The organism is Salipiger abyssi, from assembly GCF_017311415.1.
GTDB classification, from domain to species: Bacteria; Pseudomonadota; Alphaproteobacteria; order Rhodobacterales; family Rhodobacteraceae; genus Salipiger; species Salipiger abyssi_A.
The window spans coordinates 1-15,581 of the sequence record NZ_JAEKIS010000028.1 but is presented as its reverse complement, the minus strand read 5'-3'; the positions used below and the strand labels follow the sequence as shown (position 1 = coordinate 15,581).

The following is a 15,581-nucleotide window of genomic DNA, read 5'->3' as shown; positions in this document are numbered from 1 at the left end:
GTTTTCTACCGCCCTCGAAAGCAGCGATACATCCTTTACGCAGCATCGGTCAAAGTGGGCTCTTCAGTTACATTCGCCGCGAGGAGAATGAACGTCAACTCCTGCGAAACTCATCCGTGCTCCGCGATGATAGCTCTCGTTGTCTGAACTGCCGAAGCAAGCGTTGTCCGGTCTGTGTTCGTGATACCTAGGCCCTCAACATCAAGCGACAGTTGACCTTGGCCACCTCCGCTTGCAGCAGCACGAGCCGCGCGGCCGCGGGCCTTCGCTGCGCTGACAGGGTCAGTTTTCGATGCGTTAGGCACATTGTGGCCGACTTCCCGCGGTCCCGCAGCCGCCCGCACTTCCTGCAGTTCTTGCTTCAACCTCTCCACCGTTTCCCGGGTCTCAGACATCTGCCGATCCCGCCGCAGGCCGTCCTCGTCCGGATATGGGAAGCTTCCCGATTGACAGGCGTGCAGAACCTTCAACGCCGGGTCCTCGAAATACTTCACCCTTCTTGCCCGGATCGGCATCTGCGCGTCGATCACGAGGATGACCTCGTCGAGGTCCATGCGTCGGGCCTCATCCTCGGTCAGGAGCGGGGTATCTTCTGTCCTCTCCGAGACGCTGCGCCCTTCGAATGGATTGCGTCCAACAGCACGGGAGCGGGTCACCACACGCTTGGTGGTCTTGCCGACAGCCTGGCTCAATTCCTCGATGGTCTTCTGCTCGGACGGGGTGAGGTAGAGCTTTACCCCGGCGCCGCCCTGCAGCGACCTGCGGGTGTTTTCACCATAGATCTCGTCCAGCGCCGGGATCGTCTGGGTCACGATGGCGAGGTTGCCGCCGAAGGAGCGCAGCGTCTTTATGCTTTCGGCGACGATTGGCATTTTCCCGAGCCGGTCAAACTCGTCGAGCATGATCATCACCGGCCAGGGCTCGTCATCGCCGGGTTCCTGTGCTTGCAGCGAGGCGATCAGGTCCGAGAAGAAGAGGCGGATCAGCGGGGCAAGCGGGCGGATCATCTCGGATTCGACCGCAAGATAGATCGCATGTGGGCGACGGCGGATATCCCGGAAGGAAAAGTCAGAGGTCGCGGTGGCCGCGTCGATCGCGCGGTTGTCCCAGGTGTCGAGACCCGATGTCATGAGAAGCGAGAGGTAGGAGGTGAGGGTGTCGTTGTTGGTCGAGGCCATACGCTCGAAGATCAGTTTGGCCGAGGTGTTCTTCACCTCCTGCGAACGCTTCAGATATTCCTTCTGCTTGTCGCCCCCCGAGGCGGTGATGCGGTAGATCTCGCCGATGGTCGGCACGCCGCGCTCGAAGGCCAGAAGACCGGCCGCCACGAACAAGTCGATACCGCCTGCGAGAAGGCCGCTCAGCTTTTCGTTGTCGGTCTGCAGGAAGAGCTTCGCGGTGAGTTTAAGCTCCATCTGCTGCCGGTCGGGGTTGGTCATGGCAGCAATGCGCGCCAGCGGATTATAGCGATGTGTTGGTCGGTCCCAGTCGGTCGGCGCGAAGCGGAAAACCTTGTCCCCCATGCTGGCGCGGAAGCGCGAGGTCTCGCGGAAGTTCTCGCCTTTCACGTCGAGCACCACGGCGGAGCCCTTGTAGGTCAGCAGGTTCGGGATCACGAACCCCACGCCCTTGCCCCGGCCTGTAGGCGCCACGATCAGCGCGTGGGGGAAGGTTTTTGAGACTAGGAACGGGCGCTTGGATTTCGGGGAGCCGAGCTTGCCCAGAAGGAAGCCACCGTCGGGCTTGGCAAAGAAACCGTTCCTGTTCATCTCGCTGCGGGTCTGCCAATGCGTCGTCCCGAAGCGGGTCAATGCATCCCCCAGAAGCGTGACGCTCAGCATCAGCGATGCCAGGCCGAAGCTGCCAAGGATGAGGTTCACCCAGAGGAAGTCTTTCGGTGCAGACTGAGACAGACCCCGATATTCGCGGGCAAGCAGGGTGACGTCGAAACGGGTGGGAGAAAGCCCATAGCGGAACATGACAAAGCCGGTCGCCACGACATAGCCCATGGCGAGACCGACCAGCACGAGGCTCAACACTCCTAAGGCAATCTTGCCTTTATCCATGGGTGATCCCCTTCTCGCCATCTGCCGCAGCGTGGCGTGCGCGCTGCGCCTCTATCTGTTCTTCCGCCAATGCATCGAGAACGCGCTCCATCGCCGGGCCGTGCGCAGTGACCTCGCTGCTCTGGAGATAGGTCTTGGCGAGTTCCAGCTGGCGCAGCGGATCCTCGGTGAATGTGTCCAGGACGTCCGCGTTACCGGCCCGCAGCGCGTCGATTGCGTCGTGGCTTAGTCGCTCGTTTATCTGCCGGACGATGTCCTGCTGCTCTGACTCGGAGAGCGGGCCCTCGACGTCGGCGTTTCGCACAAAGGCCATGACGGTTGGCGCTGTCTCTTCCAGATACCGGCGCTCGGCGTAGTCTTGTCGCGCCTGGTCCTCGATCTCGAAACTGCGCTCGCTGATATAGGCACGCGACGCGCCTAGCGAACGAAGGTGATTGATTTCGTCCTGGACGGCCTTCCCGAATTCATCATCCGGCATCTCCGTGCGATAGCGGGCGAGGGTGCGGAGCTCTTCGGCAATCGGACCGAGATGATCCGAAGGATCCCGCAAGGCGAGGTCCATGTCGCCAGCATGAAGCGTGCGGTCCTGCTCGGATACCGCATATTGCGGCGGCATTCGACTGTCGGTGATCTGTTCCCAGGCCATTGAGGCCAGTTCGGCATGTTGCGGCGATTTCTGCGCGTAGACGTCGAACGCGGCGCGGGCCTCTTCAACCTCCACGGCACCTGCCCGCCGGACGGACGGGTCGTCGAAGAACGGATGATCGAAATCCGTCCGGCGGAACTGCGCCACCAGCGCCCTGAACGCCTGCCGCTCCGATGGGGCAAAAATGTCGGGCCCGTCCTTCACGAGATCGCCCCCAGGTGTCGCCAACCGCTCACCGAGCACTTCCTCAGCGTCATCCACCTTATCGACCTCGGTTGGCGCGCGCAGGACGCGTACATCGGTAAGAACATCGCCCAAACGAACATGAACGGCTTCCAGCCGGTCGAGCGCTTCTTCCCGGTCCTCAGGCTTGTCCAGATCGAGGCTACTTTCTTTGGCAATCGCCTGCAGATCCTGTGCCAGCCATTGGCGTTCCAATGCGGCATTGCCTGCCCCTTCCCGCAGGCGCGCGGCCACAGCCTCGGCATCGATGCCAGTACCTTGCAACGCCTCGGCCAGCTTTGGTGCCACCTCTCCGTCGTCAAGGCGCGCGAGATGATCTTCACTGGCGTTTGGCCTTGCATAGATGCCGTCCCGGGACGGAGCATCGACCAGAGCGGCGGAGCGATCCCCGAGCGGGTTCAAATGCGCGACCGAGGCCAGAACGTCGGTCAGCTTGCGCTCGATCACCGGCCTCTCGGCCGCCGGCGCCCTGTCGATCGCCGCCTCGATCTGGCGAATGTTCTGAGAAAACTCGGTGATCAGCGTGTCGAACGCTGCTTCGTCTTGGGACATGTAGATGGCTCCGTCAGATTGAATCTGACCGCCACTGGCAAGGATGGTGCTGGCCCTCTCGAGCGCCTCGGACACGTCTTCGAAATTCGAACGGGACGCCTCCGCCGCGAGCCCGCGATAGATCAAAGCGTTGTGCCGGACGGTTTCCAGAGCGGCCGCAAGGTCAGCACCGGTTCTCTGGCGCTCGACTGGGGGACGACCTTCGTCGCGAGCCTTGTAGATTTCATCGATCTCGGCGCGGTAGGTCGTGACGCCGCGATCCAGACGACGCGTCGCCTCAAGGCGGATCCCATGAACTTGGGCCGCCTCGACCATCGCCTCGCGAAAGGCGTCGTAGTTGAAGTGATGATCCTTCCCGAGAAAGAACATTTCGCCATCCTTGCTGCGGCGGTTCAGAACGATATGCGCATGTGGATGCGCGCGATCTTGGTGTATTGCAGCAATATAGTCGAATTGCGAGCCATCACCTTGAAAGAACTTCTCGCAGACGGCCTGGGTGATATCGCGCACCTCTTCACCACTGGTCCCAACCGGGAATGCCATCAGTAGATGCGACGTATGGCCAAGCTTGGGGCTGTAGCGCTCGTTCCACTGGTTCTCGAACCGCCGCGCCACTCGGTTGATCTCGGCTTCCGAGAGCTGCTTCTTCCCGTCATGGGTGCCGCGGCTGTCGAGGATATGGGTCGACTTCGTCGTGAGATAGGTGAGCTGCGCCCGTAGCTGCGCCCCGGTGTGGCAACCGCCCTTGGAAATGGGTTTGAAGATCGCCGGCGAATAGCCGCGCGCGGCCCGAACCATCTGCGCGCCCTTGGAAAGCCCCTGCCAGGTTCCCGAAACCCGGCTCCAGCCGCGGTCGAAGAGCGCCGGGTCGATGCCCCGGACCCGGTCACTCCGCACCATTCGCATCCCCCACGGCGAGGCCCGCCAGGGCGGAGCTGATCTCAAGGTCCAGCACGCTGCGCCGAGCACGCGACATCTCCTGGACCTGGTCGGCCAGATCGAAGACCAGACCGGCAAGTGCGCGGACGTCACGGTGACTTGAGGCCGGGTAGGACAGTCTTTCGCCCCGCACCTTGGCCTCGTTCAGACGTCGCGCGATCTGGTTCACGTTGTTGCCGACCCGGTTGAGCGCGGCGCCGAGGCTGCGCAACTCGTCACACATCTCGTCGTCGGGCAGGAAGACACCTTCGGCCGCCAGCATCAGGCGGCGCATGGCATCCGAGCGGTGCGCAATCCCACGCCGCGACAGCGCCGCGTCGAACCGGCGCAGGTCGTCGTCCGAGACCCGGATCCCCACAACCCGCGATCGGCTGCCGTTCGCTGTCTGACGCTCATCCCGGTGGTTCACCACGTTGTAGATCGTCTTCAGGCTGACATCGTAGCGCGCGGCCAATGACGCCGCGGAGACGCCGTTCCGGCGCTCCTGGGCGATGGTCAATCGCTCGATCTCTGACAGTCTGCGGCGGCGGGGCATTTTGAAGTTAACGTTCCTATTTCTTGCCAACTTCGTACAAGCCCGCCGACTCCCAACGCAAGTGAAGTCGGCCATAAGGGCTTGTACTCAATGTAGAAAATCGCCCTGTAGGGGCGATTTCCCGTCCTTAGTCAAATGGATCGCGCTTCGCGCTCATTGCACCACGCGATGCGGTCCCCGCATCGCGCATCGCGTCTTTTGCACCCCGTCTCTTGCACCCCGCAAGACGGGTTTTGCTGCGTGCTGACCGTCTCGCGTCACCCGCAGAACGACATACGCGAGACTGCCTCCCGTCGTCTGGCGCGCGCTATCCGTCACCTGCATTCCGTCCGCAGCACATCGCCGAGCGCATCCCGACATTTGGAGGGTGTGTGGTGCCCCGCGACGAATGCTGAAGGCGCCACGGCACGCGTCGCACGGTCATCGCACAACGCCACCCGCTGCATGCCAAACGCGGGTCGCATCACGACTTCTGCTTGACCCCTCCGCCTCATGCGTTTAGCGACATTTTTGCATTATCGTTGCGATTCACTATTTTTGCGGAGGATCAGAATGCCGAACGAAAATCTTGTGGTGATCGCAGCGATGGCCCGGAAAGGGGGCAGTGGAAAAACGACGCTTTCGCGCGCCTTGATCAGCGCCGCGATCGCCGCCGGACGCAGAGTGATGTTGATCGACACGGACAGCACGAGGGTACTCGGGGCCTGGCATACTCGGGCGCAAGCCGGTGGGCTGAGTTCGCCGCTTCTCTGCTCGGCCACCGTCGAAAGCGTGGCGGGTGTCGAGGATCAGATCGATCAGGTCTACATGGCAGGCACGGCAGACTTCATCTTTATCGATACCGCAGGGGTCGGTGCCGAATGGTCAGACGGCATCGCGGTGCTTGCGGACCACATCGTGACGCCCGTCATGCTGTCGACGTCTGATTTCGATGTCGGCGCACAGACTGCCGATTGGTATGAGAAGCTGAAATCCCGCGTTGACGACCCCTCCAGCCTTCCGCGCCACCACGTCGTCCTCAACATGGTCGACCCGAAAACGACCCGTGCTGACGCGGCCCTGATTGAAGAAGCGCTCACCCGTTTTCCGGTGATTGAGACCGTCATGATGCGACGGAACACTTACAAGGAGATGGACCAGAAGGGGCTTCTCCACGCCTTGGCACTGGAAAAGCAAGCCGATCCGAATCCCCTGATGCGCCCACATGTACGTCATGTCGTCGAGGCGCTTGAGGAGGCGACGGACATCCTCAACAACATTCTTGCTGCGTGAGGACAGTTAATTGCGCAAGAAGATCCCGACCATCACCAGGCCCGACCCAGCCTACGCCGCCACCCTGCAACAGGGTGTCCGCGAGGTTCCCGGAAAGGATGACGAGGCACAGGTCACAGCAACAAAGACAGGCACCCCAGCCGCTGACGTTGACGCTGATCGGCACGAGTCAGAGCGTGCGCCGGAAGGTGCCGTGGCGCCGCACCAAGTCACCGCGAAAAGCTCTGACCCGCATACCAGCCTGAGAGCTCCCGTATCGGCGCGCGCTTTGAGCCCGACCCGGAAGATCGACATCAGGGTCAACGCACTCGAACGACAGGAAGCAGCGCTGCAGACTTGTGGTGTTGAGCCAGCACATGTGGTGCGTGCCGCCCTGCGCCGTGCAATCAAAGGCTGGCAACTGTCGCCGGTCTTCGCCCCAGTCGCGGAAGAGCGACGCACTCGAAACACGCAGTGGCAGGCCCGGACATCATTGGCAGTCGATGCGGCCAGCCTGGGTATGCTCCTTCGGGACCACGACCCCCTCGACGTCTTGAGTAAATGGGCCCTGATCCGCGGTCAGGTTGAACCACGCATATGGGGCGAGATCGACAAAATCTTGGAAGAAATTGCTGTTCGTGCTGCATCGACGCATGAACCGTAAGATACCTATCTGAAAAGATAACTTGTATCTCGCCGGTGGATTTTCGCCCACCGGCGGAAGCTCGCCTTGCAGTTGCGGAAAGCGTGGCGCTAATGAGCGTCATAGGGAATTTCAGACCTCAGTGGTGACGAGTTACGAGGTCCATTTAGGAGGAACGCATTATGAATATGAAGCCCCGCCTGACTGGCGAACCGATCATGCGCATCCTCTGCAAGACATCTGAGAATCTGGTTGGCTACCTTTACCAATGGAACAATGGTGACGTGCAGCCTGCCTGGTTCGACGGCGCGATGGCGGACGTTCGCTATGAACCATTCATTCAAGCGTCGGAACAAAACCCGGTCCATCCGAAGACCCCCAGACCGCGTCAGCAAGATCTGACGCACCTTGAAAAGGCCTAGCTCAAGGTCTCGCGTCGGTTTGTCGGTCATCCCATCCCGCAGGTCCTTTGAGCGATAGAGTTGACTTCTATGCCTCAGAAGTGATCTAGATATGAGTTATAGAAAGGATATCTATAACTCATGGCTTGGAACTGGACGCTGCCCGATTGGCCGGATTTCCGATATGACGCCTCCGCTCTAGAGCCGTTTGAGCAGACGTTCCTGCTGTCGTCTGGAGAAATCCTCGGCGCGGTCCATCATGTCAGCCAGCCGGAGCGCGAGCAACTCCGCATCGAACTGCTCAGCGAGGAAGCGATGCAGACGAGTGCCATCGAGGGTGAAATCCTCGATCGGCTCAGTGTGCAATCTTCGTTGCGCCGCCATCTGGGCCTCGATCCGGACAGCTACCCTGCCAAACCGCGCGAACAGGGCGTCGCGGAAATGATGGTCGATGTCTATTCCAGTTTTGCAGAGCCGCTGACCCATGAGACACTGTACCGCTGGCATCGGATGCTACTGTCCCATGACCGTCGGTTGGAAACCATCGGGGCCTACCGACAACACGCCGAGGCGATGCAAATCGTTTCCGGCCGCCTTGGCCGGCCGACGATCCACTTCGAAGCGCCGCCTTCAGAGCGGGTGATGCCTGAGATGGAGCGATACGCGGATTGGTTCAACAAGACCGGGCCGGGGGGAGCAGAGCCGCTCCCAGCGCTGACGCGCGCAGGGCTAAGCCACCTCTATTTCGAGAGTATCCACCCATTCGAAGACGGCAACGGCCGCTTGGGTCGCGCCCTCGCTGAAAAGTCGCTGGCGCAGAACATTGGCCAGCCGACCCTCATCTCGCTCGCCTTCACCATCGAGAAGGAGCGCAAGGCCTACTACGACCAGCTCGAGCAGCATCAAAAAACGCTCGACGTGACCGATTGGCTCGTCTGGTTCGCAGAAGTTGTCTTGAAGGCCCAACAGGCAACACTCGACCGCGTAGGCTTCTTCATCAGCAAGGCACACTTCTACGATCGTCACAGAGACCACTTGAACGAACGCCAGGCCAAGGCCATCGCTCGAATGTTTCAGGAAGGCCCTGGCGGTTTCAAAGGCGGCCTCAGCGCCGACAACTATCTCAAGATCACCGGAACTTCACGCGCGACCGCGACCCGCGATCTGCAGGATCTGGTCGAGAAGGGCGTGCTCGCTCGAACCGGCGAGCGGCGGCACACGCGATACTGGTTGAAACTCGACTGGATTGAATAAAAATTGCACGAAAACAACAACTTATCAAAAATCCGATAATCAGTTTTATGTAAAATGTATTGGAAGCGGCCTTTCGCTGCGTAGCTGGCGAACATCCGGATTAAGGCCAGCTTAGGTCAGACTGCTTCGGAGAAGCCCATACTTGATGGCGTCGTTAACCAAGTGGTCTCCTTCCAGACCCAAACGTTCATTCACCAGCCGAGACTGAACGCAAGTCGCTCGACCGCAAAGATCACATCCTCTAAATGCATCGACGTATGCGCAGATAACGCGCTTGCCATACCTTGGCGCGCTATGAAACAGACTGACAGCGAGGGCATTTGTTCGATATTTGTTCTCGATGGAGTGCTCATCGGTGAACGTACTCTGCCGCCATAAGTCAGGAGAAGTCACGATCCAGAATTCATTATTTCTGGCTTTCCCAAAAGCTGCTACTCTGGCTTTCGGGCTTGCCAGAGAGTCGGAAATCTGTATTTCTGCCCTTGACTTTGCGACACGAGAGGTGGTCGCCATGCGAGGAAGTGTCCGATGGCCAGCCGGCAAACCAACGCGACCGAGCCAGAACCCGAAAGCGGAAAGGGCAAGACGCTCAACTTCAAGGTCGCTGAAGAATTTAAGCGCGAGTTCAAGGGCTTCGCGGCATCGCAAGGCCTCAGCATGACGGACCTCCTCAAGGAGGGCTTCGCGCTTTCGAAAAAGAAGCGGCAGAAATGATGCTTGTCCACTCTTGTCGACCGGTTGCATCCTCATTGAGGAGAAGGCGATGACGCTTCAAGGACCGAGCGATGGTTTCGATGGCGCGGAATGGCTTTTCGCGATTGGGGAGGGAGGCGATCTTCCGAGTGTAGATGGTCTCGTTGCCATCGCGGACTATGCTCGCAATGGGCGCCCGCCCGAGGAGGTCGCGCTCGTCGAGAAGGCGGCAGCTTACGGTGCCCGTGCGGTGTTCTTCGAGGCCGCGCGACATGGGCGAGCGCCTGTGGCGCAGGCGCTGGTCTTCGACATGGCGGAGCACGGCGATGATCGGCAGTTTGCCAACCTACACAAACGCCTATGGAGCTGGGGCGGTGTTCCAATCGTGTATCGTGTCGGGCCCGGTCGGATCCAACTATTCCGTTGCGCGCACGAGCCCGATTTTGTTGGCTCAAATGGCACCAACGTTTGCCGCCCCATCCGGACCCTGACGGTCGGCGCCGAGATCGCGGCGCAGGACGCATGGTGGGACGCGGACCGCATCCGCAACGGCGCAATCTGGGACGATCCGGACGCCTGCAGGCTTATGCTATCAGCGAAGAAATCAGCCCATCGCACACTCGTGGATGCGGTTCATGCGCTCTCCAATCAACTGAGCGAGCGGCGGCTGCTCGATTCAGGGTTACAGCGGCGGCTGCTCATTCTTTCGCTGCTGATCGCATATCTCGAAGAACGCTCGGTGCTTTTGCCGGACGATTTCGACCAGGCACTGCCAGGCGCTACACGATTCTTCCAAGTGCTGGGCAATGGTCCAGCGCTGGTCTCACTGCTGGAGTCGCTTGAAGAGCGATTCAACGGTCACGTCTTCAGGTTGAAGGATGCAGAGCGGTCCGCTCTCGCCGAAAGCGAAGCACTCGCCAGCTACGCTAGGCTGGTCGAGGGGTTCGAGGATGCGTCAGGGCAACTTAGCCTCTGGCGGCTCTACTCTTTCCGCGACCTACCGGTCGAGCTGATCAGCAACATATACCAGCTGTTTGTGAAGGACACGGCGAGCTCGATTTACACGCCACCGGCCTTGGTCCGTCTGATCCTAGAGGAAGTGCTCAGTTGGAAACGTATCGACGCGCTGATGGAGGGCGACGGAGTCATTCTCGATCCGGCTTGCGGTTCAGGTGTTTTCTTGGTCGAGGCATACAAGCGATTGGTGCTCCACTGGCGCTGGCGCAATGGCTGGGCGCGTCCTGGTGTCGAGGAGCTGCGACCGCTTCTTCAGCGGGTACATGGCATCGATCTCGAGGACGGCGCGGTAGAGCTTGCAGCGTTCAGCCTGTGCCTCAGCTTGTGCGACGCACTGGAGCCCGAGGACATCAGATCCAGTGTCAAGCTGTTCCCCCCACTCGGCAATCATACGCTTCACGGCAGTTGCTTCTTCGAGGCAAAAGAACGAGGCTTGGTGCAGGCACCGGTCGCGGTTGTCGTAGGCAATCCGCCTTTTGAGTCAGCACTGACAACTGACGGTGCCAAGCGAAGCTACACCGCCTACACCAAAATGCATGGCAGCTTGGCGGACAACCAGCTTGCCTATCTGTTCCTCCATGAGGCGATGGAACTGCTCGCGCCTGGAGGCGTCCTTGCGATGATTGAGCCTTCGGGCTTCCTCTACAACCAGAATGCGCTGGCCTTTCGGAGATCTTTTTTCACGCGCTGGAACGTGCGCGAGGTCTTGGACTTCGTCTCCGTGCGCGGCCTGTTCAAAAAGGGCAATGCCGACCCCAAGGTGGTTGTCGTCCTTGCGGAGTCGTCTAAGGGCAATGCCGAAAGCCGTCTGCTTCATGCCGTATTTCGACGTAGCGGTCGGGCTAGCGCCGAACAAGGTTTCGATATCGACTACTATGACATGCACTGGTTTCCCAACGCGGTCGCCGTCTCCTCGCGCGATATCTGGCGTGCGAACCTGCTTGGAGGCCACCGCGTCCTTGACCTGATCCAACGCCTGCGAACCTATCCCACGTTGCGCGACTTTGCACAGAAGCGGGAATGGGACTTCGGCGAAGGATATATCGCGGGTCAGAAGGGCATCTCGCGACCGGCCGATCATCTCATCGGCCAACCGTTGTTGCCGACGAGTTCCCTATCACACGATGGGCTCGACACGCGCTTTCTCGACATGGTCCCCGATAGGCCGATTAAGGATACCAAGACCGCGCGGCGCTTCACGCCACCGATGCTGCTGATCAAGGAGCATGAAGACCTTCCCCACGGTCTGTGGACGGACCACTATCTGACCTACAAACATGAAATCGTCGGCTTTGCAGCGCCGGCGCGCGATATGGAGCGGTTGGCGGCCATCGACGATTGGCTGCGGCGCGAAGCGACGGTGCTGCGGGCATATGTAGCTGGTATCAGCGCCCGCCTTTTCACCCAACGCGCGACGGCGATTTTGAACGCCGACGTCCTCTCCTTGCCATATCCCGAAGACGAAGATCTCGACCTGAGCGAGAACGAGCGAATTATCGCGGCGGATATCGTCGAGCATCAGCGAGAGTTCATCCGCCTCGGCGCTAGAGCAGCAGTAATGCGTCCGGCTCAGGGCGATGTCTTGACCGCGTTCGACACCGTTTTCGTGCGGCAGATCAACGCCATTTATACGCACAGCGCGTTGCGTCCTTTGCCCGCTCAGCGTTGGCCCGGAGCGATCTGTAAGGCCTATGTATTCGGCGAAGGTGAAGTTGACTGGTCGGGTGCCGATGAACTTCGTAAAAAGCTCGACGCTCTCCTTCACGAGCAACGTGGTTCCGGGCTAACGATCACTCGCATCACAAGGCTATATGACCAGGAGTTTATGTTTCTTTTAAAGCCGGACCGCCACCGCTTCTGGACTCGTTCGATTGCGCTGCGCGATGCTGACGACGTCCTTGCTGATTTGCGCGCGCAGGGCTTCTAAGATGCTGGCAGACGAAGGCGAAGGCTCAGGTCAGGCGGGCGCGCTCCGCAGCGGAATCCATCAGCCGGCCGAATGGCTCTCAGCTCTCGTCGACTTCATCGGTGACGCTCTACCGGGCTGGCGCGACGACCCGGCGCGCGAAATCACTGCCGGTGAGACCAAGCTCACGGCCCAACTTTGCGCTCGTCTCAATAGTGCATCGCGGCACGCGCCAGGCTGGGACTTCCTCCAGTTTCGCCGAGAGGAGCCCGACGAAGCGGACGGACGTCGCGCGATCGACCTTGCCGTCGCCCCCAGCGGCGAAGTGATCTGGATCGAAGGTCGCGAATACACCGAATACCGCACTTTGCTCCCGATCGAGTGCAAGCGACTGCCGACCCCGTCAAGCAGCGTTCGGGACGAGCGCGAATATCTGATCAGCCGCTTTAGTTCGACCGGCGGCGTGCAGCGGTTCAAGGCTGGCCATCATGGCGCTGGCCATGAACGTGTGGCGATGATCGGTTACATTCAAGCTTACGATATTACGCACTGGCACAGCGAGCTCGATATTTGGATCGACGGGATCGTCAAGGATTCGACTGAGAATTGGTCCGAGGCCGACAAGCTCACGATGGTTACGCACGATGCCACGCAGCGCGTCGCAGGGTTACGTTCCCAGCATCTCCGTCGTGCTGACCTCGGACCTGTACAAATCGACCATCTCTGGATCGAGATGTAGAGCCCACCTGGTCGCATGCGGGCGGACAAAGCGACGCGCTGCCGTCGGCGTCGGGCGACCGCTTCTAACCTTTACTGACAGACGACAGATACCCACGCCGCTTCTTCGTCGCCGATAGCTTCATCAAAGCGTTGACCGCCCTGCCCTCGTCCTCATGTTGTTCAATCAGCATCTGACCGCGGAATCCGATCCGGCCCCATTCTCGCACCAGGCTTACTCCGCCAAAAAGATCGGGCTGAACGCTCATCCTGTAGAAGCGCCGCATGTGGAGGGACGGGTCGATCCGTTTCAGATCGACCACTGTGGGAAACACGTCCAGTTGCTGCGATTCATCGAACATCTTGCGGTCACCTTTCACTCCTTAACAATATCAGGTAGCGGGCGTCGTTTCCACTATCATCTATGCCGAGTAGGTTGGGGGCTCACGCCCCCTTCTCGAACTTCATGACCGGGATGCCGAGCTTCTTGGCCTTGTCGGCGAGGTTTTCCTGGATACCGGTTCCGGGGAAGACAAGGACCCCGACCGGGAGCACATCCAGCATCGCGTCGTTGCGCTTGAAGGGCGCGGCCTTGGCGTGCTTGGTCCAGTCGGGCTTGAAGGCCACCTGCGTCACACCCCGGGCTTCGGCCCATTTGGCGGCGATGAGCTCTGCGCCCTTCGGGCTGCCACCGTGCAGGAGGACCATGTCGGGATACTTGGTCCGGACCTGGTCGAGCTTGCCCCAGATCAGGCGGTGATCGTTGAAATCGGTCCCGCCGGTGAGGGCGACCTTGGGGCCTGCGGGAAGCATTACCTCGGTCTCGGCGCGGCGCTTGGCGGCCAGGAAGTCGCGGCTGTCGATCAGGGCGGCGGTCATGTGCTGGCGGTTCACCATCGAGCCGGTGCGGGGGCGCCAGGTCGATCCCGTGTGATGGACGAACTCGGTGGCGGCGTGATCGCGCATCATGTCCATGCAGTTGCGCCGTTCAACGAGGGTCAGGCCTTCGGCCGTCAGGCGCTCGAGTTCGACGGATTTCACCTCGGAGCCGTCCTGCTCGCGCTGGAGGCGGCGCTGCGCCTGTTCGTTTTCGTCGAGCGACCGTTCGATCCGGGCGGTGGCGCGGTGGAAGAGGTTGACCTGGCCCCAGAGCACTTCTTCGAGGTCGGGTTCCATGCGGGTGTCTTCGAGGGTCGCAACGAGGGCGTCGAAGATGTCGGCGACGGCGACGGCGAGGCGCTGCCCATCGGGCATCGGGCGCGGATCGGGCTCGTCAAAGGGGCGATAGCCGTAGAGCTGAAGCTCGTCGAGCGCATGGGCGGTCTGGGATGCGCTATGGGCGGGTTCATACGCGTCGTCGTGGGTCTGGATCGTCATCGTCCTCTCTCCTCCGGGCCTGTCTCGTCCACGCGTCATCCCGCGCGGCCTTCATGGGCAGACCCGAGCCGTCGGGGCGGTTGCCCCTTCACCCCGGCTTCACCGGGGCCGGAACAGCGTGGAGGAGGTCGGCAGAGAAGCTATTTGTCTCGCGATGCAAAGGCGGCTTTGCCGCCGGCGGAAATAGGTTCCCTGCCGACCTTGCAGGGGCAACCGCTTTGACGGCCTGCCCATCTCTTGAAGGCCGCTCGGGTGACGGGTGGATGCGCAAGGCCCGGGATGAGGTGACGACGACGATCCAGAGCCACGACTGGGATGCAGCCCCCTGCCCCGCACTCCCAGCCCCCCTGCGCGATGCAGCTCAGCTGGGCAGGCGATACCGATCCTCTGGCCCGATCTGACCTGCCAGATGCTGGCGCAGCGCGTCCTTGCCGTTCGCCCGAAGATCATCGTTGAAATCCCCGAGCCGCGGTTCCAGCACCCGCACGCGCACCCCGACCTCGGAGGCTCTGGCGCTCAACTTCTCTGCCGCGCGCTGCCCGGCCGGATCGCGATCGATCGCGACGTAAAGGCGCTTGAGCCCCTCCGGCAACAGGACCGCCCCGAGGTGACCCGAAGAGAGTGCCGCCCAGACGGGCAGACCTGGGATCGCCTCGGATAGGGACAGCATGGTCTCGATGCCCTCGCCGACGACGAGGATGTCATCGTGCGGGGTGAGCCTGACAGCATTGCCGAGGAGGTGACCCATAGCCCGCCGCTCTGGATTCACTGCCGCCTTCCCCTGTCCGTCAGGCGCCAGCCAGGTGCGATGCACGCCCTGCACGGCCCCTGCCCCATCGGTAACCGCCGCGATCATCGCCGGTCTGGGGATGCTCCGGGTCTGACCCTCTTCCCGATGCCAGCACTTCGGGTGGAAGCGTAAGGCGCCGTTCGCCCCGAATTGGGTGATGCCTCGGGAACGGAGGTAAGTCTCAGCAAGCGTGCCTGTGATCGGGTTCGAGGCAGCAAACAAGCGCGCCGCCGCCGCAGGAGTGCCACCAGGCGCCTTGGCCTTCCTCGGCTCTTGCCTATCCGGGACGACCGGCTGCGGACGGCCAAGATGCGCTCGGGCCTCGGCGAGAAGGTCGGGGAAGCGCGTGATCCCCGTCCGGGCGCGGATGATGTCCAGGAGATCGCCATGCTCGCCTGTGGCCCCATCCGTATTATGTGGAATTCCACATAATACGGAACATGTTGCGGCGCGGGTTATGTTGCGGTGGCGTGAACTTGCGCGGTTTGGCGGGGGTTCTCGCGGGGCTGGGCAACATAACCTCAGCGCGCCGGGGGGATTTTCGTGATGGC

At 61.0% G+C, this 15,581-nt stretch carries 13 protein-coding genes; 7 read left to right on the top strand and 6 right to left on the bottom strand.

What is annotated here, in order from left to right:
- Positions 1-110: 110 nt before the first annotated feature.
- The 3 genes from I6N89_RS23000 to mobC are packed head-to-tail and all read right to left on the bottom strand — an operon-like array spanning position 111 to position 4,945.
- Positions 111-2,066 (bottom strand): type IV secretory system conjugative DNA transfer family protein, encoded by a 1,956-nt coding sequence (locus I6N89_RS23000; RefSeq protein WP_040545947.1) that lies wholly within the window; start codon positions 2,064-2,066, stop codon positions 111-113.
- Complete coding sequence (locus I6N89_RS22995; protein WP_207020695.1) at positions 2,059-4,407, bottom strand: relaxase/mobilization nuclease domain-containing protein; 2,349 nt, start codon at positions 4,405-4,407, stop codon at positions 2,059-2,061. Before I6N89_RS22995 ends, I6N89_RS23000 begins: the two co-directional genes overlap by 8 nt.
- On the bottom strand, positions 4,394-4,945 hold the full coding sequence (gene mobC, locus I6N89_RS22990; RefSeq protein ID WP_236016797.1) for a plasmid mobilization relaxosome protein MobC: 552 nt from the start codon (positions 4,943-4,945) through the stop codon (positions 4,394-4,396). Before mobC ends, I6N89_RS22995 begins: the two co-directional genes overlap by 14 nt.
- Before the next feature lie 588 nt (positions 4,946-5,533).
- On the opposite strand from mobC, the gene I6N89_RS22985 reads away from it, so the two are divergent.
- From I6N89_RS22985 to I6N89_RS22955, 7 genes are all read left to right on the top strand, one after another.
- On the top strand, positions 5,534-6,253 hold the full coding sequence (locus I6N89_RS22985; RefSeq protein WP_207020693.1) for a division plane positioning ATPase MipZ: 720 nt from the start codon (positions 5,534-5,536) through the stop codon (positions 6,251-6,253).
- Between the two features lie 10 nt (positions 6,254-6,263).
- On the top strand, positions 6,264-6,896 hold the full coding sequence (locus I6N89_RS22980) for a hypothetical protein (RefSeq protein ID WP_207020692.1): 633 nt from the start codon (positions 6,264-6,266) through the stop codon (positions 6,894-6,896).
- 161 nt (positions 6,897-7,057) lie between these two features.
- Positions 7,058-7,297: a hypothetical protein gene (locus I6N89_RS22975; protein WP_207020691.1), complete on the top strand. Its 240-nt coding sequence runs from the start codon at positions 7,058-7,060 to the stop codon at positions 7,295-7,297.
- 120 nt (positions 7,298-7,417) lie between these two features.
- Entirely contained in the window at positions 7,418-8,530 is a 1,113-nt protein-coding gene (locus tag I6N89_RS22970; RefSeq protein WP_207020690.1) for a Fic family protein, read from the top strand.
- A gap of 528 nt (positions 8,531-9,058) precedes the next feature.
- On the top strand, positions 9,059-9,244 hold the full coding sequence (locus tag I6N89_RS22965; protein ID WP_207020689.1) for a hypothetical protein: 186 nt from the start codon (positions 9,059-9,061) through the stop codon (positions 9,242-9,244).
- A gap of 49 nt (positions 9,245-9,293) precedes the next feature.
- Complete coding sequence (locus I6N89_RS22960) at positions 9,294-12,167, top strand: HsdM family class I SAM-dependent methyltransferase (RefSeq protein ID WP_207020688.1); 2,874 nt, start codon at positions 9,294-9,296, stop codon at positions 12,165-12,167.
- 1 nt (position 12,168) lies between these two features.
- The gene (locus I6N89_RS22955; RefSeq protein WP_207020687.1) at positions 12,169-12,885 is read left to right on the top strand and encodes a hypothetical protein; all 717 of its coding nucleotides are present in this window, start codon (positions 12,169-12,171) and stop codon (positions 12,883-12,885) included.
- Positions 12,886-12,949: 64 nt separating this feature from the next.
- Here the strand turns inward: I6N89_RS22955 and I6N89_RS22950 are convergent, their stop codons facing one another.
- From I6N89_RS22950 to I6N89_RS25810, 3 genes are all read right to left on the bottom strand, one after another.
- Positions 12,950-13,225, bottom strand: coding sequence for a WGR domain-containing protein (locus tag I6N89_RS22950; RefSeq protein WP_207020686.1), 276 nt, complete (start codon positions 13,223-13,225; stop codon positions 12,950-12,952).
- Between the two features lie 82 nt (positions 13,226-13,307).
- Complete coding sequence (locus tag I6N89_RS22945) at positions 13,308-14,240, bottom strand: DUF2493 domain-containing protein (RefSeq protein WP_043872319.1); 933 nt, start codon at positions 14,238-14,240, stop codon at positions 13,308-13,310.
- A gap of 361 nt (positions 14,241-14,601) precedes the next feature.
- Entirely contained in the window at positions 14,602-15,489 is an 888-nt protein-coding gene (locus tag I6N89_RS25810; RefSeq protein WP_419247633.1) for a DUF7146 domain-containing protein, read from the bottom strand.
- Positions 15,490-15,581 lie beyond the last annotated feature (92 nt).